The organism is Tardiphaga sp. P4_G1, from assembly GCF_056401215.1.
The window spans coordinates 200,896-220,670 of sequence record NZ_JBFUJU010000005.1 but is presented as its reverse complement, the minus strand read 5'-3'; the positions used below and the strand labels follow the sequence as shown (position 1 = coordinate 220,670).

The window sequence follows — 19,775 nt, the reverse complement described above, 5'->3', positions numbered from 1 at the left end:
TGTAAAGATTTTGCTTGACGCGCCGACCGCTCACATCTAGCAATCTAGACAACGTAAAGATAACAGCATGGGAGACGACGATGGCGCTGCTGGACCCGATCGAGGCTGCTCATGACAATCTTGCGCCGATCCCGATGGAGTGCGACGCGCCGTTCCTGACAGTCGTCGGCGAACTGCCACGTGAGCTCAACGGTACGCTCTACCGCAACGGCCCCAATCCTCAATTCGAAACCAAAGGCTCGCACTGGTTTGTCGGCGACGGCATGCTGCATGCCTTTCACATCGAGAACGGCCGCGCGAGCTATCGCAATCGCTGGATCCACACGCCGAAGTTTCTCGCCGAGCACGATGCCGGCCGCGCGCTCTATCGCGGCTTCGGGCAGAAAATGCCGGACGCGCCGGCTTCGCTTGGCAATGACTCAGGTGCAGCCAATACCAACATCGTCTTTCATGCCGGCCGCCTGCTCGCGCTGGAGGAAGGCCATGCGCCAACCGAGATCGAACCGGGCACGCTGAAGACGCTCGGCTATCAGAACTATAGCGGGCGCATCGGCGGGCCGTTCACCGCGCATCCGAAGATCGATCCCGTCACCGGCGAAATGAATTTCTTCGGCTATAACGCCCGCGGTATCTTCAGTCCGACGATCTCGTTCGGCGCGATCGATTCATCGGGTATCGTGACGCGCTTCGAGCGTTTCGATGCGCCCTATGCCAGCATGGTGCATGACTTCATCGTCACCGAGAACCACCTGCTGTTTCCGATCCTGCCCATCACCGGCAGCATGGATCGCGCCCGGTCTGGTCGTCCGCCCTATGCGTGGGAGCCGGACAAGGGCTCTTATGTCGGCGTGATGAAGCGCGGCGGCAGTGCGGATGATATCAAGTGGTTTCGCGCCGAAGCCTGCTACGTCTTCCATGTGATGAATGCGTGGGAGGACGGCGACCGCATCATCGCCGACGTCATGCAGTCCGAGGAGGCGCCGCTGTTCACGCATCCTGATGGCTCGCCGACAGATCCTGCGAAATCCAATGCGCGACTTTGTCGATGGACCTTCGATCTATCAGCCAATACCGATCGCTTCACCCGCACCTATCTCGACGACGTCACCGGCGAATTCCCGCGCATCGACGAGCGCCGCTCCGGCCTCGTCAGCACGCAAGGCTGGTACGCCTGCGATAACCCGGCACCGGGTGCCAGCAAGGCCTTTTCCGGGATCACACATGTCTGGCGCGACGGCGTCAGGCTCGGCCAATACATGCTGCCACTCGGCGACAGCATCTCCGAACCCGTCTTCGTCGCGCGCGGCAAGGATGCAGCCGAAGGCGACGGCTGGCTGCTCGCGGTGGTGTGGCGCGCCCGGCAGAACCGCAGCGATCTGGCGGTGTTCAACGCCACCGATGTCGCCGCGGGGCCGATCGCTCTTGTCCAGCTCGGTCACCGGGTACCAGCAGGCTTTCACGGCAACTGGGTTGATTCCTTCTAAGCCATTGATTCAATGACAGTTAAAGATCTCGCCTCACATAATTTTGACAGTGTAAAGATTTTTGTTGACGAGCCCGTGGGCAAGGCCTAGAAGAAATCTTGACATCGTAAAGATGGAGCGATGGGAAAATAGCGTGGCGCCTTTTTGATGATCGGCGCGGCTGCCACCGCCTCCTGAAGCACAAAGATAAAGTCTCACTCAACAACAAGCGCGCGGAACCACGCCATGATCAACGTCCTCGCCAAGCTGGCCATCGGCTTCCTTTCCACCATCGCCTTCTTCACGACCTTTGCGATCGCAGGAGACGTGCTGATCGCAACTGCCGTCGCCATCGCAGGTGCTGTGACACAGTTCGTTCTCGCACGAACCGCATATCGCAGGCCGGACATGATGACCCGGACAGCAAGCTGGGGCAGCCTGGCCCTCGTGCTGGTTGTGACCGGGACCACGCTCGTCGGTATTGAACCATCCGGCGCGGCCGCCTCGGCCTCTCGTGACGTTTTCACGCCGGTCGGCAATGTCTGCCCGCTCTCACAACAAGACATATGATCGCAGGATAATGAGCAGCGACGCGACGACCTCGTAAGCGAGCCTGCAACTCACCTTCACAACGTCAAGATAGCCCGAACTGGAAACGCCATGGCTTCCTTTCTCATCATCGCCCCGTTCGGTGCTTTCGCCATACTGATGATGGTGTCATCGGTCGCGATCAGCCTCTTCGCCGCAGCCGCGCTGTCGCTCGGCATCGTGGTCTGGGACGTGATCCGCGGCGGCTCGCTGAAGATGCTCGCAGCAGGCTCGGTGCTGATCTTCAGCGCGCTCGGCTGCTACATCACGCTGGTCGACGGCAATTGGAGCGCGGTGGCCGTCCGCCTCGCCGTCGATGTCGGCCTGCTCTCAATCGTGCTGCTGTCGCTGGCGATCCGCCTGCCCTTCACGCTGCAATATGCCCGCGAGATGGTCGACGCCGAAACCTCGAAGCTGCCCGGCTTCATGAAGGCGAACTACATCCTCACCTGGGCTTGGGCCGGCGCATTTGTGCTGATGCTGGTGGCGGATATGCTGATCATTTACATGCCCTCGCTGCCGCTATGGATCGGCTTTGCGGTGGCTTTTGCCGCTCGCAACTCTGCCGTTGCCTTCACCAAATGGTACCCACAGTATCGTCGCGCGAAATATGGTGCAGTGAAACCGGCTGAACCGCTGAAGCCCTGATCCACTTCGCCTGCAAATCGACGCCTGACCATCTCGACTGCATTGGGAGCACTGCGATGAAGGACGTATTCGCCAAACTTGGCCAGGATTTTTTCTCCACCATCGTCTTCCTGGTACTCTACCTCGTCACCGGCGACGTCCTGCTGGCAACCTGCGTGGCGATCGCGGGGGCCGTCGCACAGTTCGTCTATGCCCGCGTCAAGGGCTCGAGGCTTGATGTAATGACCTATGCCAGTCTCGCGCTGGTGGTCGTGCTTGGCGGCGCGACGCTGCTGACCAAGGATCCGCGCTTCGTGCTGGCCAAGCCCAGCATTGGACATTTCGCCATCGGTGCGATCATGCTGCGCAAGGGCTGGATGCTGCGCTACCTGCCACCCATCGTCAGCGAGACGATCCCTGAATATGTGACCGCTGCGGGCTATGCCTGGGCTGCGCTGATGTTCGCGCTTGGCGCCGGTGTCATCGCTGTGGCCATGACCGGCGATATGAAGCTGTGGGCGTTCTATGTGTCGGTCGTAGCCATTGGCGCCAAGGTGCTGGCCTTCGCGATCCAGTATGTCGTGTTTCGGGTGATCATCAGCCGCAAGCTTCGCGCAGCTGCAGCGACGGCGCCGCAGATGGGCGCCTAGTCGCCGGCGCGCAATTGCGAGCTTCGCAGACGGGCCACTCCGACATCTACCGTCAGCCGCGCCGAGGCCGCGGGAGCGTGCACCGCGTCCCCTTCATATTCGGCTGTGATCCAGCGCGCACCATCCGCCAGCGCCGAGGTGGTGAATGACGCCATGCCGGCGCGGTCGAGGCCGACATGGGCTGCGAGAATCTGCTCACCATCACGAAACGTCACGGCGCCCTTCGGAACGCCGTCACCGCTGGCAATCGCGGCCGTCAACGTGACCATCGCTCCAGACGGACAAGCATTCTCGGACGACGACACCGCCACGGCCGGCGTGCCCCGTACCATCTCGACCACCACCGCCGACTGGCTCGGCTGCACCACGACAGGCAGATAATTCGACGTACCCATATAGTCCGCGCGGAAGCGATGCGGACCCGGCGGCAGTCGTTCGACCACCAGCGACGGGTGGGCCACATCGACCCAGCCAAGCACAGTGAGCGTCGTCTCATCGACAAAGCGGACAATGCCGCCGGGGACACCGCCGCCGCGTTCGCTTGTCACGGAGGCCGTGAGCGTCGTGCGGCCGGTCGCATCGATGGATGATGCCAGCGTGGTGCGGGTCTGTTCGGAGTGGATGATGGATTGGGCGAGGACTGCGGTCGGACTTGCAAGCACACATGCAGTGACAACGACCAGATGAAAATTGTTCACCTGTTACACTCCGGTTTGCCACCCCTGGGATGAGGTGCGTGGCCGGCGAAAAGGTTCAAACACAAAAACCGGATGCGGAGAGGCCGCATGCCGATGTGAACAATTCGTCACAGATACTGATAAAACATGATCCCGTTGACGGCACTGGCCGCGGCCAACAAGGTCACCACCGTCACATTCAGCTTCAGAGCATCCAACATGGCGCGGCCTCGAATTCGTCTGCAGTCTGATCCCTATTGGAACAGCGCCGCCTGAGTCGTCACCGCTTTTCTTTTTCCTCTGCATCCTTGCGAGTCACCGGAGAATCGAGTCCCGCGCACGGACCGAAATTCAGCGGGGTTGCTGCAAGCCTGAGTCGCGTTTTGTCGAACCAAATCGCTGGCGCCGCGACACAAAACCATGACCCGAATCGCCATCCTGATCGCCGGCCTCATCTGCGCCGGCACCGCCTTTGCGCAACCGCTGACGCCACCACCGGAGCTGCTATCGCAGGAGACACCGGAGTGGTTTGCGAGCGCCTGGGCTTTCGTGCCGCCGGACCGCGTGGCCGGTCAGGCGTTTCATGTCGACATGTCCGATCCGCAGGCGCCGGTCGGATATGTCGCGATCTATCCAGCTGGCGCCAACGATCCGAAGACGCCAGCGAGCGCCTTCGATGCCGGTGAGATGCTGGTCGCAAAACTCGCGCGCAGCGACGGCAAGCTGACCGCCCTGTCAGCCGAGCTGCGCTCGCGTGACGTCACGCTGAACAGCAACATCCCGCGTGTACTGAGCGCTGCGCATGACGATGCGGAATATCGCCAACTCCACGCCGAATTGCTGAAGACGCGCGGCACGCTGCCGGATGGCGCCATTCCCTGCGATATCCATGGCTGGTCGACCGACCGCGACCCCAACGGATTGAATGTGCGCGCCGGGCCATCGACGAAGGCCAAGGTGCTCGGCACACTGCCGCCGCCCTACAAATTCAAGAGCAAAGGTGAGAACGTGCCTGACGGAGGCTGGCTGACGGAATTTTCCATCATCGGCTTCAAGGATGGCTGGTTCCTGATCGAAGGCGCAGCGCCGCCCGGCAAGGAATATGAGGACGAGAGCAGCTATCCGCGCAATCATCCAAAGCCCTATGGCGGCCGCGGCTGGGTCTCAGCCAGCAAGGTCGGCGCGCAGTATGCCAATGGCGACACGCGGATGGGCGGACTGTTCCAGGCGCCGCATGTGGACGCGCAGTGGACGCCGGCCAAAGGCGAAGGTGGCAGCGAGATCAGCGCCGACGGTGGCCCTAGGCGCGTTCTCGCCTGCAGCGGCTTCTGGGCACTGGTGGAGAGCCACGACGGCGTGCGCGGCTGGTGGCGACGGCTATGCTCGAGCCAGGTGACGAATTGCAGTTAGACCTGTCCCATTGGTTCTTATGTGTCATCCCGTGCATCGATCCCCCGCTGCAAGAGACCCGATAGGCGCAGCAATCTTCCTCTGCTACACAAGCTAAAGGGAGAAACAAATGACCGACATGTCGAGCGAAGAGACTGAGGGCGAGACTGAACTGTTTGGAGACTGGCTTCGAGTTCAGATGGCAGAACAGAAGATGTCCATCCAGGAATTGGCCGATAAAACCAAAATCTCGTACCCAGGCATCTGGAATATCTATAAGGGCAACACGAGGTATCCCCGAGAGTCTACCCGCAAAAAAATCTCAGAAGCTTTAAATCAAAAAGTTCCTGAGATTATTGAAAAGCAAATCGAAACCGAGGCTCAGGTATCGGGTCATGAGTGGACCGACTTCAGCCCCTACGATCTTGAAACTATTCCAGAGGCTGGAGGCGTTTACGCGTTCTATGATATTACTGGACGTCCTGTTTACGTTGGGAAATCCAGAACCAATGTACGGCGCCGCGTAAAAGATCATCAAACTCGATTTTGGTTCAAGGCGCCGCTCGTCGAACGTGGATCATTCTTGGCAATTGAAGATCCCAATCTTTGTAACACAATCGAAATGATCTTGATCAAGTTCATGGGAACGCATGCGCTCATGAACTCGAAAGGAGTCGTGCGCGACGTGGAGGATTGAGCCACGTAAGCGCCAGCAGTCAATTGCTCCCACAGTGTGAGAATCAATTGACGATCTTCAACTAGACCCAGATTTGCTGTGGCACGCCCAGCGCATCGCGCGGTGCATTGCCTTCCGGCAGACAGCCCACGCAATCGCGCGCGGCCAGCGCCACCGCGCAGGCATCGAGCACATCATCCCGCTTTGCACCGGTGCGTATGCGCCTGGCAGTGAGCCAGTCGTCGATCTCGCTGAAGCCATTCGCCAGCAGCAGATGACGGCGCAGCGCGAGTCCCTCCTCCGCATGTTTGGACGGCAGCGGCGCATCGCCGTTCAGACGAAGAAACACGAGCTCAGGGTGAGATTCGCGGATATCGAGATCGCGCTGTTCCCGCACGAAGCCGTCGACCTCCATGATCTTCGGTCCGAGATGCCAGAGCTGGCGCGAGACTTTCTTCTGCCCGCGCCTCTCGGCCTCCGCGTTGGCGAGGTCGGGATCGCTGAACTCCTGCCACAGCCAGCGGCGCCCACCGGAGAATACGCGCGAACCATGCGGACTGAGCTTCTTGCGCGCTAGCCGATCGCAGCTGCGCACACCGTCATCGCCGAGACCGATGGGAATATCGATGGCCGCACGGGCAAAGCGCTGCGTCGCAAGCCAGGAGATATCGCTGATGAAATCGATGGAGCGGTGGTCGCCGTCGAGTGTGACGGCGACCCAGCCTTGATTGAAACCATCGAGGCCAATGAAGGTCACGACATCCTCTCAGCCGTCATTGCGAGGAGCATCTTGCGACGAAGCAATCCGGTCTTCGCTTGTAGCTTTCTGGATTGCTTCGCTGCGCTCGCAATGACGCCAAGAGGTCGCAGCATCAACCGAGGTTCAATTCCTTGAAGAAGTCGTTGCCCTTGTCGTCGATAATGATGAAGGCCGGGAAATCCACGACGTCGATGCGCCAGATCGCTTCCATGCCGAGTTCGGGATACTCGACCACCTCGACCTTCTTGATGCAGTGTTCGGCGAGATTTGCCGCCGAGCCACCGATGGAGCCGAGATAGAAGCCGCCATGCTTCTTGCAGGCTTCGCGCACGGCGACAGCGCGGTTGCCCTTGGCAACCATCACCATGGAGCCACCCGCTGCCTGGAACTGATCGACGAAAGAATCCATGCGGCCGGCCGTGGTCGGGCCGAACGCGCCGGAGGCGTAGCCTTCCGGGGTCTTGGCAGGGCCGGCGTAATAGACCGGGTGGTTCTTGAAGTAATCTGGTAGCGGCTCGCCCTTCTCGAGGCGATCGCGCAGCTTGGCATGCGCCGAGTCGCGCGCGACGATCATGGTGCCGGTCAGCGACAGGCGCGTCTTGGTTGGGTAGTTCGACAGCGTCGCCAGAATGTCCTTCATCGGCTGGTTGAGATCAATCTTCACCACTTCGCCGCCGAGCGCCTGTTCGACCTGTGGCAGATACTGCGCGGGGTTATGCTCAAGCTCTTCGAGATAGACGCCGTCCTTGGTGATCTTGCCAAGTACCTGACGATCCGCCGAGCAGGACACGCCGAGGCCGATGGGCAATGACGCACCGTGGCGCGGCAGGCGGATGACGCGGACATCGTGGCAGAAATACTTGCCGCCGAACTGCGCGCCGACGCCGGACGACTGCGTCATCTTGAGGATTTCCTGCTCCATCTCCAGATCGCGGAACGCATTGCCGTCCGGCGAACCTTGCGTGGGCAGCGCATCGAGGTAACGCGCGGAAGCGAGCTTCACGGTCTTCATGCAGAGCTCGGCCGAGGTGCCACCGATGACGATGGCGAGGTGATAGGGCGGGCACGCAGCGGTGCCCAGCGTCATGATCTTTTCCTTGAGGAAAGCGAGCAGACGATCCTTGGTCAGAACGGACGGCGTCGCCTGGAACAGGAAGCTCTTGTTGGCGGAGCCGCCGCCCTTGGCCATGAACATGAACTTGTAGGCGTCGTCGCCCTCGGCATAGATCTCGCACTGTGCCGGCATGTTGTTGGCCGTGTTCTTCTCTTCATACATGGTCAGCGGCGCGACCTGCGAATAGCGCAGGTTGCGGCGCAGATAGGCGTCGCGGGCGCCTTCCGAGAGTGCCGCCTCATCGTCGCCATCGGTGATGACGTTGCAGCCCTTCTTGCCCATGATGATCGCCGTGCCGGTGTCCTGGCACATCGGCAGCACGCCGCCGGCAGCGATGTTCGCGTTCTTGAGGAAGTCGAAGGCCACGAACTTGTCATTCGGGCTGGCTTCGCTGTCGTCCAGGATATTGCGCAGCTGCTGCAGATGGCCGGGGCGCAGATAGTGGTTGATGTCGCCGAACGCGGCCTCCGAGAGCGCCTTCAGCGCATCCCGCGACACCACCAGCATGTCCCTACCCAGCACTTTCTCGACCCGCACGCCCTCGGTGGTGACCTTCTTGTAGGGGGTGGTGTCTGCGCCCAGCGGAAACAGCGGAGTGTGCTTGTAGGGCGGGACGGGCTTCTGGTCGGGGAAAGCGGTGGGAGCGTTCATGGATGGGGCCTCAAAAAGGGAGGGGATTTGAGGCCCTTGTAGGCGGTTTCCGGACAGTTTTGAAGGGTTCAAAACAGGGGGACAGGCCCGCAATCGCGGGGATAATCCCCCCGTTCCAGCAGTAACCGGCTGCGCCCGCCGCGCCTTGCATAAAGTGGCGTCCCGCGTTTCAGTGCGACCGGGGATTGAGGAGAATCTGGAATGTCCATCGACCGCCTGCGCGGCATTTTTTCGGCTGTGGCGCTGCTCGCCACCGTGACCCTTGTCGCCTCGCCTGCCCGCGCCGACCGCTGCGATGATCTCGCGCGGCAGCTCAAGAGCCAGATCGACGGGCTCAGCGTCGGGCGCACCGCAGCCAATGTGATCTACCTGTCGCATCCGGCGGCGAAGCAGTTGCGACTTGGCTGCGCCAGCCGCAATTTCAGCAACGAGCTTTACGCGGCATCCGCGACTCGCAAGCCGGCGCCAGCCTTCACCGATCTCGTCGCCAGTGCGGCAGCCGTCATCTTCACAATCCCCAAGCCGGATACGGTGAAGGGCACCACGCGATGTCTCGGCCGCATGGGGATTTTCCGCGGCGACGACGTGAAGCTGCGCTATCGCCGGCTCGACCTGCGCTGCACCCGCAACAAAACATCGGCGAACATCACGATCTCCCGCGGCAAGGACGAATGAGTATTTCGTTTCAATTGTAGTGAAGTCCTGGACGGCGCGTTTACCACCGTTTCCGATCCGCCCCGATTGCTGCAAATTGCAGCGCCTGATTTACCAACTCCTTGTTGGCGCACACCCCATTGTCCGACTGCAAAAGTTGGAAACAGGGAATTTGTAATGAGCGTTTCAAGCGTGAGCAGCGCACCACCGGTCGCTGAGGTAAAGCCGATCGAGGCAAAGCCGCCGGAGCCGAAGAAGAACGACGACAACGACAGCCGCACCGCGCCGCCCCCACCGCGCGCAGCACTGCCGCCCGGCCAGGGCACCCGGATCGATCAGCTCGCTTAACTCGGCACCGTCGGACAGAAACCAGCCGCCGGTCGCGTTGACGCGAGGCCTGCCCCATCACTGCCGCGAATCTGGTATCGGATGCGCAGCTTAGGGGTTCGGCATGATCGTTCGTCTCGTGATACGGACGCTGGTCTGGTTCGGCGTGATCGGCGCTGTTTTATTCACCGCCGCCGGGACCTGGCAATGGCCGGCGGCGTGGTCATTTCTGCTCTTCATGATCCTGCTCGGCCTTGGCGGCGGCCTGTGGCTGATCCAGATCGATCCCGCGCTGTTTGAAGAACGCATGCGCCCCGTCGTACAGCAGGGGCAGCCCACAGCGGACCGCGTCTTCATGGTGGCGTTCTTTACCGTGGCACTGGTCTGGCTGATCGTTGCGGGGCTGGATCAGCGCTTCGGTCTTTCGCAAATGACCGTTGGCGTCCAGGTCGCGGGTACGGCACTCGCACTCACGGGAATGGCAATCTCATTCTGGGTACTGCGCGAAAACAGTTTCGCCGCACCGGTCATCAAGCTTCAACGCGACCGCGGCCAGCACGTCATCGATACCGGTCCGTATCATCTCGTGCGTCATCCCATGTATAGCGGCGCCATCCTGTTTTTCCTCGGCACATCCCTCTGGCTTGGCTCGTGGTGGAGTGCCGCACTGACGCTGATCATGGCCGTGCTGTTCGCATGGCGCACGACGGCCGAAGAGCGTACCTTACGGGACGGTCTCCCCGGTTACACCGACTATACGACGCGCGTCCGCTATCGTCTGTGTCCGGGGCTCTGGTAACCCCGCCACGCGAGCTGCGCTATTTATCCAGTGCCTTGTAGTGCCGGAAGATGCCGTCCTTATTGAAGGCAATGCGGCGGTCGCTGTCGAGATAGGCCTTGATGTTCGGGCGAACCGCCACGCGGTTATGCAAATCGATTAGGCCCGGAATCTCCCGCTCGAATTTTTTCATGCGTTTCGGAAATGCGTAGCGCAGTCCTTCAACGATCTGGAACAGTGACAGATCGACATAGGTCGCCTTGCGGCCGGTGACATAGGCGCCATCGCTGGCTTTTAATATCCGCTCGAAATAGCCGAGATATTTCGGCACGCGCTCTTTCAGGAATTCAGCGCTGCGCTTTTTGGCCGGGCCTTTCTGATCCTCGTAATAGAGCGACACGCCGATCGGGTGATGGGTGTCGTGCACTTCGGCGATGAAATCGGTGATCGTGAGCTGGAGTTCATGCAGTTGCAGTCGCGCCGCTTCGGACTTCGGCGCTAGACCGTGACGTGGGCCGAGGTAGAACAGGATGTTGGCAGTCTGGCCGATCACCATACTGCCCGCCTTGAGGAATGGCGGCGCGAATGGCGGAATGCCTTTCTTGCTGTCGAGCATCCTGGTCATTGCGGCCATGCCGCCCTTGCCGCGCGCCATATCTCGGTAGTCCGCGCCGGCATCTTCGAGCGCCAGGCGCACGAATTCGCCGCGGCCCTGGATCGTCGGCCAGTAATACAGCTCATATCGCATGCGAAACCTCGCCGAATGTCGCGTCAGGGGTGCCAGGGTAACTGTTCACCGCGGAATTCGTTCGCCGCGCTGGTCCGGCGAGAACTCCGCACCGTCGTCCAGCTATCGCCGCAAAACGCGCCATGGCCGGGACAGGCCGGCCATGGCGGTGGGTGTTGCTGCTCGTCTATCGCAATGGGACTCAATTCGAGGCGAAGCAGTACAGCAGACCGTCGCCGCCGGTGCTCTTCAGGTCGTTCTGCGAGCAGCCGCCATCGGGGCCGCGCGACGGATGCGAGGTGTTCCATGACTTGGACGGCGGTTCTTCGTTCAGCCCCGTACGATCGATATGACCGACCATGGCGGCCCCCTGGGTGCTGCTCGTCCAGTTCTTGCAGGTGCGATCCTCGCCGGCGGCGAAGGCGGTGCCATCGGCCTGCGAGCCGGTCAGCACGTCATGGCGATTCGGCGTATCGCCGCGGCCATTGATGACCTCGCCCTTCTCGCTGAGGGAGGTCTGCTTGGAGAGGTTGTTGCTGGCGCCGTGCAGGTCAGCGACATCCTTGGCGACGACGACGCCCTTGGCATTCTTCCACGGCCCGTTGCCGATCCGGTCCTTGGCATTGATCGCAGGCTTGCCGTCGACGGCCTGCGTCGAGAGATAAGCGCGCCATGTCTTGGCGCCCGCGCCTGCAGCCTGCGCCAGCGTCTGGCAGTGATTGTCAGCACCGGCGAGGCCACCGAGATTGCCGCCATTGCCGATGCCATTGCTGGTGACGAAGAAGCTGGTATCCGCGCCCTGCGCGAACGATGGCGACGTTGCTGCGAGCGAGACGGCCACAGCACCGGCGCATAGGCCGAGACGGGTCATGGTCGAGAGAATAGTGGGCATCGATTCCTCCAATTTGTTTTTTTAGCCACGCAACGCCAGTCGCGATGGAACGCAACTGACCAACACATCATCCGGCGGATTATTCCCGCTCTCTTGTGAGATCATCGCTGTGCAAAGCACACGCATGGAGCCAACAAAAAAGCGCCGCGGAATGATCCGCGGCGCTTGTCCGATTTCGATGACGCAAGGCTTACGCCTGCTGGATCGCCGACAGTTCCCAAGCGGCGCCGCGCGGACGCACGAAGGTCCAGATCTCGGTCGCTTCGATCGGCGTTTCGCTGCCAGCCACCAGACGGTTGGTGCCACGCTCCAGCGTCTTGTCGACCAGCGAAAAGCGCATCGCGACGCTCGCATAGTCGGTGTCGCCTTCGCGCCAGGCTTCCGCCAGGTCGCCCTGCAGCAACTTCACATCCGACACCTTGTTGATGTCGTTGCGCGCCTTGTTCTCGGCGAGATCCTTGGCGAAGTACGACACCATTTCCGGCGTCGACAGTTTGCCGAGCTTCTCGACATCTTCGTTCGACCAGGCGGCCTGTACGTCGCTGAGCAACTTCTCGAAAGCTTCGTAATCCTGCGGTGCGATCTCGATCGGCTTGTCATTCGAGCCGCCGCCGAAACCAAAGCCACCGAGGCCACTGCGCTGGGTCGGCTGCGCGCCATAACCCGGCTGCGCCTGGTTCATGTGCGCCTGGTTCTGGTCGGGACCATTGGCCGGGCCGGTATAGGCCGAGTTGGCCGGACCGGCATAGGCCGACGCCGTCTGGTTGCGACGCTGCCACCAGGACATCGCGAGGCGGACGACGATGATGATCAGGCCGACCTGCAGCAGCAGGCCGATGATCGACGAGATACCGCCGAGGCCGCTGAACAGACCRCCGCCGAACAGCATGCCGAGCAGGCCTGCGCCGAGGAAGCCGGCGGCAAGGCCGCCGAGCATGCCCATGCCCGGACGGTTGAAGAAACCGCCCTTGCTGGCTGCGCCCGTGGTCGCGCTGTTCATGCCGGGCGAACCCGGCTGCTGCATGGTGCGGTTGAACGGCTGAGCCGCGTTAGGCGCCGTCGACGTGCTCGGCGGGGCCGAGAACGTGCGGTTGCCGCGCGAGCCCGAGCTGCTGCCACCGCCAACGCGGGCGTCGGCAGAGGAGATTGCAATTGTGAGCGGCATCGCCAGCGAAAGGACGACGGCCATCGTCTTGACGACGCCGCGCATGCTGAACGTGAAAGTCATGGTCATTCCCTCAATCCCCGGCAGGGGGAAAACACGCCTAACATGGCTACCCCAGCCTAAAAGGGAAGCACCGTTCGAGGGTAAACGCTGCGGCCCTCGGTCGCGGCTCGTCATTGAACCTTTGGCGCAAGAGTCATCTTGCTTTCAAACACTTATGCTGCATTGCGGGGTGAATGCGCATTAGAAGGCAGGATGGTATTGCCACCGGCGCTCCGTTAATTCGGCGCCATGGTCTCCTTGACCTTGGCAATCAGCGCGCTCAGGGCGAACGGCTTGGCCAGGAAGGCGAATTGCTGGTTTTCCGGCAGGCTCTTTTCGAAGGCTTCCTCGGCGTAACCTGACACGAAGATGATGCGAATATCCGCATTGCGGGCGCGCATCTCCTTCAGCAGCGTCGGTCCGTCCATCTCCGGCATCACCACGTCGGACACCACAAGATCAATGGCACCGTTCTGTTCGTCGAATAGCTCCATCGCCTCGACGCCGTTGCCGGCTTCGACCACCGTGTAACCGCGCGAGCGCAGACCGCGGGCGTTCAGCGCGCGCAGGCCCTCTTCGTCCTCGACCAGCAGGATGGTGCCCTGTCCGGTCAGGTCCGCGCGCGGCTTGGCGTCGGCAGCGGCTTCCTTGGCGGCGACGGCGGCTGCGATCGCCGGATCGGGAGCGACTTCCTTTTCCTGATGATGGCGCGGCAGGAAGATACGGAACGTGGTGCCTTTGCCGGGCTCGGAATCGACATAAACGAAACCACCAGTCTGCTTGACGATGCCGTAGACCGTTGAGAGGCCGAGGCCAGTGCCCTTACCGACATCCTTGGTGGAGAAGAACGGCTCGAAGATCTTCTCGACGATGTCGGCGGGAATACCGGTGCCGGTATCGCTGACATCGATGCGCACATAATCTGATGGCGGCATACCCTTATAGGACAGCCGCCCGGCATCCTCGGCAGAGACGTTGACGGTGCGCACGGTCAACGCGCCGCCGTCTGGCATCGCGTCGCGCGCATTGACCGCGAGATTCACGATCACCTGCTCGAATTGCGAGATGTCGACCTTCACCGGCCACAGATCGCGGCCGTGCACGACTTCGAGTTTGACCTTCTCGCCGATCAGGCGCTTCAGCAGCAGATCGATATCCGAGAGCGCGTCGCCAAGATTGAGCACCGTCGGGCGCAGCGTCTGGCGGCGCGAGAATGCGAGCAACTGGCGCACCAGCGTCGCCGCGCGCGTCGCGTTCTGCTTGATCTGCATGATGTCCTGGAACGACGGATCGGTCGGCTTGTGCGCGTTCAGCAGGAAGTCGTTGGCCATCATGATGGCGGAGAGCACGTTGTTGAAATCGTGCGCGATGCCGCCGGCCAACTGGCCGATGGTGTCCATCTTCTGCGCCTGGTTGACCTGGTTCTCGAGCGTGCGGCGCTCGGTGGTCTCCAGCATGTAGACGATGGCGGCTTCGGTCTCGCGCTCGTTCTCCTCCACGGCGGTGACAAAGAACTGTCCCCAGCGTTCCTTGGCGCCTTCCAGCAGCGCTTCCACCGGCGGGATATCGCCCTGCCCCTGGGCGGCGTGGCCGATGGCCGCGACGAGCTGGTTGCGGTCGCGGTCGCTGACGGCGGCCAGGATCGACTTGTTGACGGCGCCCGATGTGTTGAGGCTCTGCGCCAGTTTGGCGAAACGGGCATTGCCGCGCACCACGGTGCCGTCGCGGTCCACCGTCGCGATCGCCATCGGCGTATGGTCGAAGAAGCGCATGAAGCGCACTTCGGCAGCACGCTGCGGATCCGAGCGCTCGTCGCGGGCGCGGCTGATGACGAGGGTGCGCGATGCTCCGGGCACGCCGTCGGCGCCGAAAGCGAGCTTGTGATAGAGACGCACCGGCATGGTCTTGCCGTTGCGCATGCGCAGGTCGATGTCGAAGACTTCGGTTTTGACTTCGCCGGGCATCGGCACAATGGATGTCAGCAACGAGGCGCCGTCACCGGAGACGATGTCGGTCAGCTTCAGACCGCCGGAGCCGATCTCGGCAAGATCGTGATCGAGCCAGTTCGCCAGTGTGGCGTTGACGTAGACCAGCTCGCCCTTTGGGTTGACCGAGAAGAAGCCGCAAGGCGCGTGATCCAGATATTCGATGGCGTGCTGCAATTCCTGGAACACGTCTTCCTGGCGTTGCCGATCGCGGGAAATATCGGCCACCGACCACACCGTGGATTTGGCCTCGCGCTTGCCCTCACCCAGTGGACGCACGCGCATGCGCAGCCAGCGGCCGTGGCTGCCGTCGGGCGCTGCGACACGGACTTCCTCCTGCTGGCGCTTGCCCTCGCGGGCAGCCTTCAGCAGGCGGAAGACGGCTTCGGAGACATCCGGATTACCGATGAAGACGCGCTCGACCGGTCGCGCATCCTGTGCGGAGGCCGCGCCGGTCAATGTGAGATAGGCAGCATTGGCATAGACCACATGGCCCCGCGCATCGGTGACCGCGATACCGTCAAAGGCGTGATCGGCCACGGTGCGCATGATCGGATCGTCGGAGGTGCGATCGGCAAAGCGGACAATACCGGCGGCAAAGGCGAACAAAACGAACAGGCCGACCATCGCCAGCAGCGCCAGCAGGCCCAGAATATAAGGCTGCGCCTGGGCGCGGCCGAGAGTCATGAATGCCACGGCGCAGGCGATGATCGCGGCGGCAATCAGCAGCACCAGCACGATGCTGCCGCTGCGCCGGGCCGGCTCGTGCAGAACCGGATTCTGCGCCGTCATCGATTGGCGATCGTGGTCGGTCTCGGCAGTCATCGGACGGTTCGTCGCCTGTTGGCAGTTGCGGCAGCGCGGGTTTGCGCGCCTCCTGAGTGCATCAATCGGCTGGCCTTACGCAAGCGCCGCGTCGGCCTATTCGCTTCCAATCCGCCGATTCGCAACACGTTCCCGGCCCCTTGCCCGGCCCTTCCCTGAATCATGACGGGCGCCCGGACAGGCCGCGCTTCAGGCCCATGACGTAGCCAATGACTTCGGCCACCGCATGGTAGTGTTCGCCCGGAATTTCCTCGTCGATCTCGACGGTGGCGTAAAGCGCGCGCGCCAGCGGCACGTTCTCGACGATCGGAATATCGTGCTTGCCGGCAACCTCCCTGATCTTCAGCGCGATGTTGTCGACGCCTTTGGCGACGCAGATCGGCGCGGTCATGCCGCGCTCATAAGACAGCGCCACGGCGTAGTGCGTCGGGTTAGTGATGATCACCGACGCCTTCGGCACCGCTGCCATCATGCGCTTCTTCATGTTCTGCTGACGCAGCTGCTTGATCTTGCCCTTGATGTGGGGGTCACCCTCGGACTGCTTGTATTCTTCCTTCACTTCCTGCAGCGACATCTTCAGCTTCTCGTACCAGGTGCGGTACTGGAAGAAGAAGTCGGCAATGGCGACGAAGGCGAGCATCGCCACTACCGAACCCATCAGCTGCAGTGTCAGCGATGTGGTGATGCCAAGGATCGCCGACGGATCGATATGGATCAGCGCATCGAGACGAAAACGCTCGGGCCACAGCACCGCGCACATCACGGCGCCGAGCAGGACGAGCTTGAACAGGCCCTTCAGGAAATTGGCTAGCGCCTGCTTGCCGAAGACACGCTTGGCGCCTTCCATCGGCGACAGCTTGCTGAACTTGGGCACCAGACCTTCGGTGGAAAACACCAGCCGGTGCTGGATCAGATTGCCCGCGAGCGCGGCGATCACGAGAAACAGGATCGGCATGCCCATGGTGGACAAAATGGACATGCAGAGGCTCTTGGCCAGCATCAAAAGTCCGGGCCCGTCAGTCCGTATCATCCAGGAATTTTGCAGAAGATTTTTAAGCGGCGTTTGCAGCCCGCCGCCGACCGAGCCGTTGAAGGTCGACAAGACCAGCGTCGCACCCGCCAGCAGGAACCAGGTATTGACCTCCTGGCTTTTGGCTACGTCGCCGCGTTCGTGGGCATCGTCGAGCTTTTTTTGCGTGGGGTCATGTGTCTTCTCGGAATCGTCGTCGGCCATCCGCGCGCCCCTATATCCGCGGCATCATTTGCTGCATGACGCCGGTGACGTATTCGAGGTAGGTCCCCATCATGGTTGCGAGCACAACGGCGAAGATCAGGAATCCGATCATGATCGAAAGCGGTACACCGACGAAATAGACCTGCATCTGCGGCATCAGCCGTGCCAGCACGCCAAGCCCCATGTTGAAGACGAGGCCGAACACCAGGAAAGGCGCAGCAAGCTGCGTGCCGATCTTGAAGGCCGCCGCGAAGGCATTGGTCGCGAGCTTCGCCACGTCGCCCGTCGACATGATCTCGCCGGGCGCGAAAATCTTGTAGCTGTCATTAATGGCGGCGATCACGAGGTGATGCGTATCGGTGGCGAACAGCATCGTGATGCCGAGCATCGTGAGAAAATTGCCGATCAGCACGCCCTGCTGACCCTGCGTCGGATCCACCGAGGTGACGAAGCCGAGACCGAGTTGCTGCGCGATGATCGATCCGGCGACCTGCAGCGCCGACAGCGTGACGCGCGCGGTGGCGCCGAGCACGACGCCGATGATGATCTCATGCACCAGCAGAACCAGCATCGGCACGATCGATCCCATATCGACGTTATAGGCGCCGCGATGCGCCGGCAGCATGAGAAGGGTCAGTCCCAATGCGATCGATAGCTTGGCCCGTGCGGGAATGTTGGTTTCGCCAAAGCCCGGCATCAACATCACCATCGTACCGATGCGGGCGAAGGCCAGCATGAAGGCAGCGGCGAGAGCGGGCAGAAGCGAGACATCGATGCGCATACGGGATTGTGCATCACCCCCCGATGATTCGCGACGATATCCGCAACATGTAGCTCGACAATGCGTCCCCCATGAACGGGAGCGTCAGCATCATGGTGGCAAAGACCGCAAGAATCTTCGGCACGAAGACCAGCGACTGTTCCTGGATCTGGGTCAGCGCCTGCACCAGCGACACGACGACGCCGACCAGGAGGCCCACGACCATCAGCGGACCGGACACGATCACAATCGTCCAGATCGCATCGCGGGCAACGTCGAGAGTTTCGGGGCCGGTCATTGCAGTAATCCTTGTGTTACGCGGTGTTCGTGATGAGGAAGATCAGATCGGCATCTTCATGATGTCTTCGTAGGACTGGATGACGCGATCGCGCACCGAGACCAGCGTCGACACGGCGACGTCGGTTTCCGCAACTGCCGTGACCACGTCCATCACATTGGCCTTGCCGTTGGCCATTGCGATGGTCTGCGCATCCGACTTGCGGCCGGAATCGAGCACGCTGCCCAGCGCGTCCTTGAGGACCGCGCCGAACGACTGACCACCACCGGCGTCCGCCGCCTTGTTGAGACCGCCACCGACGCCGCCGCCGGCGTCTATGATGCGCGAGAGGGCCGAGTAAGCATTGGCGGCGACAGAGGGAGTTGCCATGGTTCAGCTGTCCTGTTCAGGCCTTGAGGATGTCGAGCGTGCGTTGGATCATCCGGCGCGTGGCGCTGATGATGTTGAGATTGGCTTCGTAGGAGCGCTGCGCTTCCTTCATGTCCGTCATTTCCACCAGCGAGTTCACGTTGGGGTACTTGACGTTACCGGCGGCATCCGCCGCGGGATTGCCGGGCTCATAGCGCGTGGGAAACGCAGACTGGTCGGGCCTGATGCGGCCGAGACCGACGATGCGGGCATCCAGCGAGCGGTCCAGCTCGGATTTGAAGGTCGGCACCTTGCGGCGATAGGGGTCGCCACCCGAAGTCTGCGCTGTGGACTGCGCATTCGCGATGTTTTCCGAAATCACCCGCATGCGGCCCGCCTGGGCGCGCAGACCGGAGGTCGCGATGCCCATGGAACGCGAGAAGTCGCTGATATCGTCTGCCATGATGAGCTCCCTTTATGCGCGCGGCGGCGTCAGCGCTTGCCGATAGCGGTCTTCAACAGACCGAGGCTGCGGGTGTAGAGCGAGGTTGCGGCGGCATAGTCCATCTGGTTGGCCGAGACCTTGAGCATCTCGTCTTCCAGATTGACGGCATTGCCGGCGGGGCGGGTCTCGTAGCCGACCCGGCTGTTCTGGTTGAAAGAGGCCGAGCCTCCGGTCGGCAGGATGTTGGTGCCGGCGGCGCGCATCATCGGCAGCGAGCCCATGCCGCCGGCGGTGACGGACGTGTTCCCGGCCTTGTCGAATTTCGGTTCCACGAGATCGCGGGGGCGGAAGTTCGGAGTGTCCGAATTGGAGATATTTTCGGCCAGCACACGCTGGCGCTCCTGATGCCACTGCATCTTGGTGCGCAGCGCCGACAACATCGGCATGTCGCTGATCGCCATCGGCCTTCTCCGCCCGCCCGGACGGAGTGTCCTGAGCTAGGCAGAATTTGCCGCCTGCATGGTTAATACGAAGTTAATTTCCGGCGGTACTTGTTACCGAACCGTAAATGAATGCTGCAAAATTGACGTTTTTCGCAAATGCCAACGCTTTTTTGCCTGAATTGGCCGATTAACCATCCCCATCGGCCATACGACGGGGCGGCAGAAGTCGTTTTGGCTGCGGCGATTCATAGTTTATT

At 61.6% G+C, this 19,775-nt stretch carries 22 protein-coding genes; 9 read left to right on the top strand and 13 right to left on the bottom strand.

Translation table 11 applies throughout. The annotated features are described in order from the left end of the window. Nucleotides 1-80: 80 nt before the first annotated feature. The 4 genes from AC1DUY_RS13735 (at nt 81) to AC1DUY_RS13720 (ending at nt 3,328) form a co-directional block, all read left to right on the top strand. A complete protein-coding gene (locus AC1DUY_RS13735; protein WP_478114908.1) occupies nt 81-1,484 on the top strand; it encodes a carotenoid oxygenase family protein in 1,404 nt (467 codons plus the stop codon). 225 nt (nt 1,485-1,709) lie between these two features. Then, nucleotides 1,710-2,033, top strand: a complete 324-nt coding sequence (locus AC1DUY_RS13730; RefSeq protein ID WP_478114906.1) for a hypothetical protein — start codon at nt 1,710-1,712, stop codon at nt 2,031-2,033. Between the two features lie 90 nt (nt 2,034-2,123). Further along, complete coding sequence (locus tag AC1DUY_RS13725; protein ID WP_093756607.1) at nt 2,124-2,699, top strand: hypothetical protein; 576 nt, start codon at nt 2,124-2,126, stop codon at nt 2,697-2,699. A 56-nt stretch (nt 2,700-2,755) separates the two neighbouring features. Next, nucleotides 2,756-3,328 (top strand): inner membrane-spanning protein YciB, encoded by a 573-nt coding sequence (locus tag AC1DUY_RS13720; protein WP_439077823.1) that lies wholly within the window; start codon nt 2,756-2,758, stop codon nt 3,326-3,328. On the opposite strand, the gene AC1DUY_RS13715 is transcribed toward AC1DUY_RS13720, so the two are convergent. After that, complete coding sequence (locus AC1DUY_RS13715) at nt 3,325-4,026, bottom strand: Ig-like domain-containing protein (protein WP_478114903.1); 702 nt, start codon at nt 4,024-4,026, stop codon at nt 3,325-3,327. The genes AC1DUY_RS13720 and AC1DUY_RS13715 overlap by 4 nt on opposite strands. Nucleotides 4,027-4,425: 399 nt before the next feature. Here AC1DUY_RS13715 and AC1DUY_RS13710 point away from each other — a divergent pair, with 399 nt between their 5' ends. Together AC1DUY_RS13710 and AC1DUY_RS13705 are read left to right on the top strand one after the other, a co-directional pair. Next, on the top strand, nt 4,426-5,415 hold the full coding sequence (locus AC1DUY_RS13710) for an SH3 domain-containing protein (RefSeq protein WP_478114901.1): 990 nt from the start codon (nt 4,426-4,428) through the stop codon (nt 5,413-5,415). A gap of 109 nt (nt 5,416-5,524) precedes the next feature. After that, nucleotides 5,525-6,091, top strand: a complete 567-nt coding sequence (locus AC1DUY_RS13705) for a helix-turn-helix domain-containing protein (protein WP_089265163.1) — start codon at nt 5,525-5,527, stop codon at nt 6,089-6,091. A 61-nt stretch (nt 6,092-6,152) separates the two neighbouring features. Here AC1DUY_RS13705 and AC1DUY_RS13700 read toward each other — a convergent pair whose 3' ends face one another. Further along, nucleotides 6,153-6,827: a DUF429 domain-containing protein gene (locus AC1DUY_RS13700; protein WP_478114900.1), complete on the bottom strand. Its 675-nt coding sequence runs from the start codon at nt 6,825-6,827 to the stop codon at nt 6,153-6,155. A gap of 115 nt (nt 6,828-6,942) precedes the next feature. Beyond that, on the bottom strand, nt 6,943-8,595 hold the full coding sequence (locus AC1DUY_RS13695) for a fumarate hydratase (RefSeq protein WP_439059325.1): 1,653 nt from the start codon (nt 8,593-8,595) through the stop codon (nt 6,943-6,945). Nucleotides 8,596-8,796: 201 nt separating this feature from the next. On the opposite strand from AC1DUY_RS13695, the gene AC1DUY_RS13690 reads away from it, so the two are divergent. From AC1DUY_RS13690 to AC1DUY_RS13680, 3 genes are all read left to right on the top strand, one after another. Next, complete coding sequence (locus AC1DUY_RS13690; protein WP_231079917.1) at nt 8,797-9,270, top strand: hypothetical protein; 474 nt, start codon at nt 8,797-8,799, stop codon at nt 9,268-9,270. Between the two features lie 156 nt (nt 9,271-9,426). Then, nucleotides 9,427-9,597, top strand: coding sequence for a hypothetical protein (locus tag AC1DUY_RS13685; RefSeq protein ID WP_170849544.1), 171 nt, complete (start codon nt 9,427-9,429; stop codon nt 9,595-9,597). Nucleotides 9,598-9,700: 103 nt separating this feature from the next. Continuing rightward, nucleotides 9,701-10,375, top strand: a complete 675-nt coding sequence (locus AC1DUY_RS13680) for a methyltransferase family protein (RefSeq protein WP_478114898.1) — start codon at nt 9,701-9,703, stop codon at nt 10,373-10,375. A 19-nt stretch (nt 10,376-10,394) separates the two neighbouring features. Here AC1DUY_RS13680 and AC1DUY_RS13675 read toward each other — a convergent pair whose 3' ends face one another. The 10 genes from AC1DUY_RS13675 to flgB all read right to left on the bottom strand — a co-directional run bounded on the left by AC1DUY_RS13675 (nt 10,395) and on the right by flgB (nt 19,536). Further along, on the bottom strand, nt 10,395-11,102 hold the full coding sequence (locus AC1DUY_RS13675) for a glutathione S-transferase (protein ID WP_478114896.1): 708 nt from the start codon (nt 11,100-11,102) through the stop codon (nt 10,395-10,397). 181 nt (nt 11,103-11,283) lie between these two features. Next, the gene (locus AC1DUY_RS13670) at nt 11,284-11,973 is read right to left on the bottom strand and encodes a lectin (RefSeq protein ID WP_478114894.1); all 690 of its coding nucleotides are present in this window, start codon (nt 11,971-11,973) and stop codon (nt 11,284-11,286) included. Nucleotides 11,974-12,163: 190 nt separating this feature from the next. Next, nucleotides 12,164-13,201, bottom strand: coding sequence for a Tim44 domain-containing protein (locus AC1DUY_RS13665; RefSeq protein WP_439073058.1), 1,038 nt, complete (start codon nt 13,199-13,201; stop codon nt 12,164-12,166). A gap of 215 nt (nt 13,202-13,416) precedes the next feature. Then, nucleotides 13,417-15,990, bottom strand: coding sequence for a cell cycle histidine kinase CckA (gene cckA / locus AC1DUY_RS13660; RefSeq protein WP_478114892.1), 2,574 nt, complete (start codon nt 15,988-15,990; stop codon nt 13,417-13,419). Nucleotides 15,991-16,150: 160 nt separating this feature from the next. Beyond that, nucleotides 16,151-17,224 carry a flagellar biosynthesis protein FlhB gene (gene flhB, locus AC1DUY_RS13655; RefSeq protein ID WP_093756615.1) on the bottom strand — a complete coding sequence of 358 codons (1,074 nt, stop codon included), beginning with the start codon at nt 17,222-17,224 and terminating at the stop codon, nt 16,151-16,153. A gap of 10 nt (nt 17,225-17,234) precedes the next feature. Further along, nucleotides 17,235-18,005: a flagellar biosynthetic protein FliR gene (gene fliR / locus AC1DUY_RS13650; RefSeq protein ID WP_068735671.1), complete on the bottom strand. Its 771-nt coding sequence runs from the start codon at nt 18,003-18,005 to the stop codon at nt 17,235-17,237. A gap of 13 nt (nt 18,006-18,018) precedes the next feature. Continuing rightward, nucleotides 18,019-18,282 (bottom strand): flagellar biosynthesis protein FliQ, encoded by a 264-nt coding sequence (gene fliQ, locus AC1DUY_RS13645; RefSeq protein WP_068735669.1) that lies wholly within the window; start codon nt 18,280-18,282, stop codon nt 18,019-18,021. Between the two features lie 42 nt (nt 18,283-18,324). Further along, a complete protein-coding gene (fliE, locus tag AC1DUY_RS13640; RefSeq protein WP_478114889.1) occupies nt 18,325-18,651 on the bottom strand; it encodes a flagellar hook-basal body complex protein FliE in 327 nt (108 codons plus the stop codon). Between the two features lie 16 nt (nt 18,652-18,667). Further along, entirely contained in the window at nt 18,668-19,093 is a 426-nt protein-coding gene (flgC, locus tag AC1DUY_RS13635) for a flagellar basal body rod protein FlgC (RefSeq protein ID WP_089265171.1), read from the bottom strand. A gap of 29 nt (nt 19,094-19,122) precedes the next feature. After that, nucleotides 19,123-19,536: a flagellar basal body rod protein FlgB gene (flgB, locus tag AC1DUY_RS13630; protein WP_093756616.1), complete on the bottom strand. Its 414-nt coding sequence runs from the start codon at nt 19,534-19,536 to the stop codon at nt 19,123-19,125. Nucleotides 19,537-19,775 lie beyond the last annotated feature (239 nt).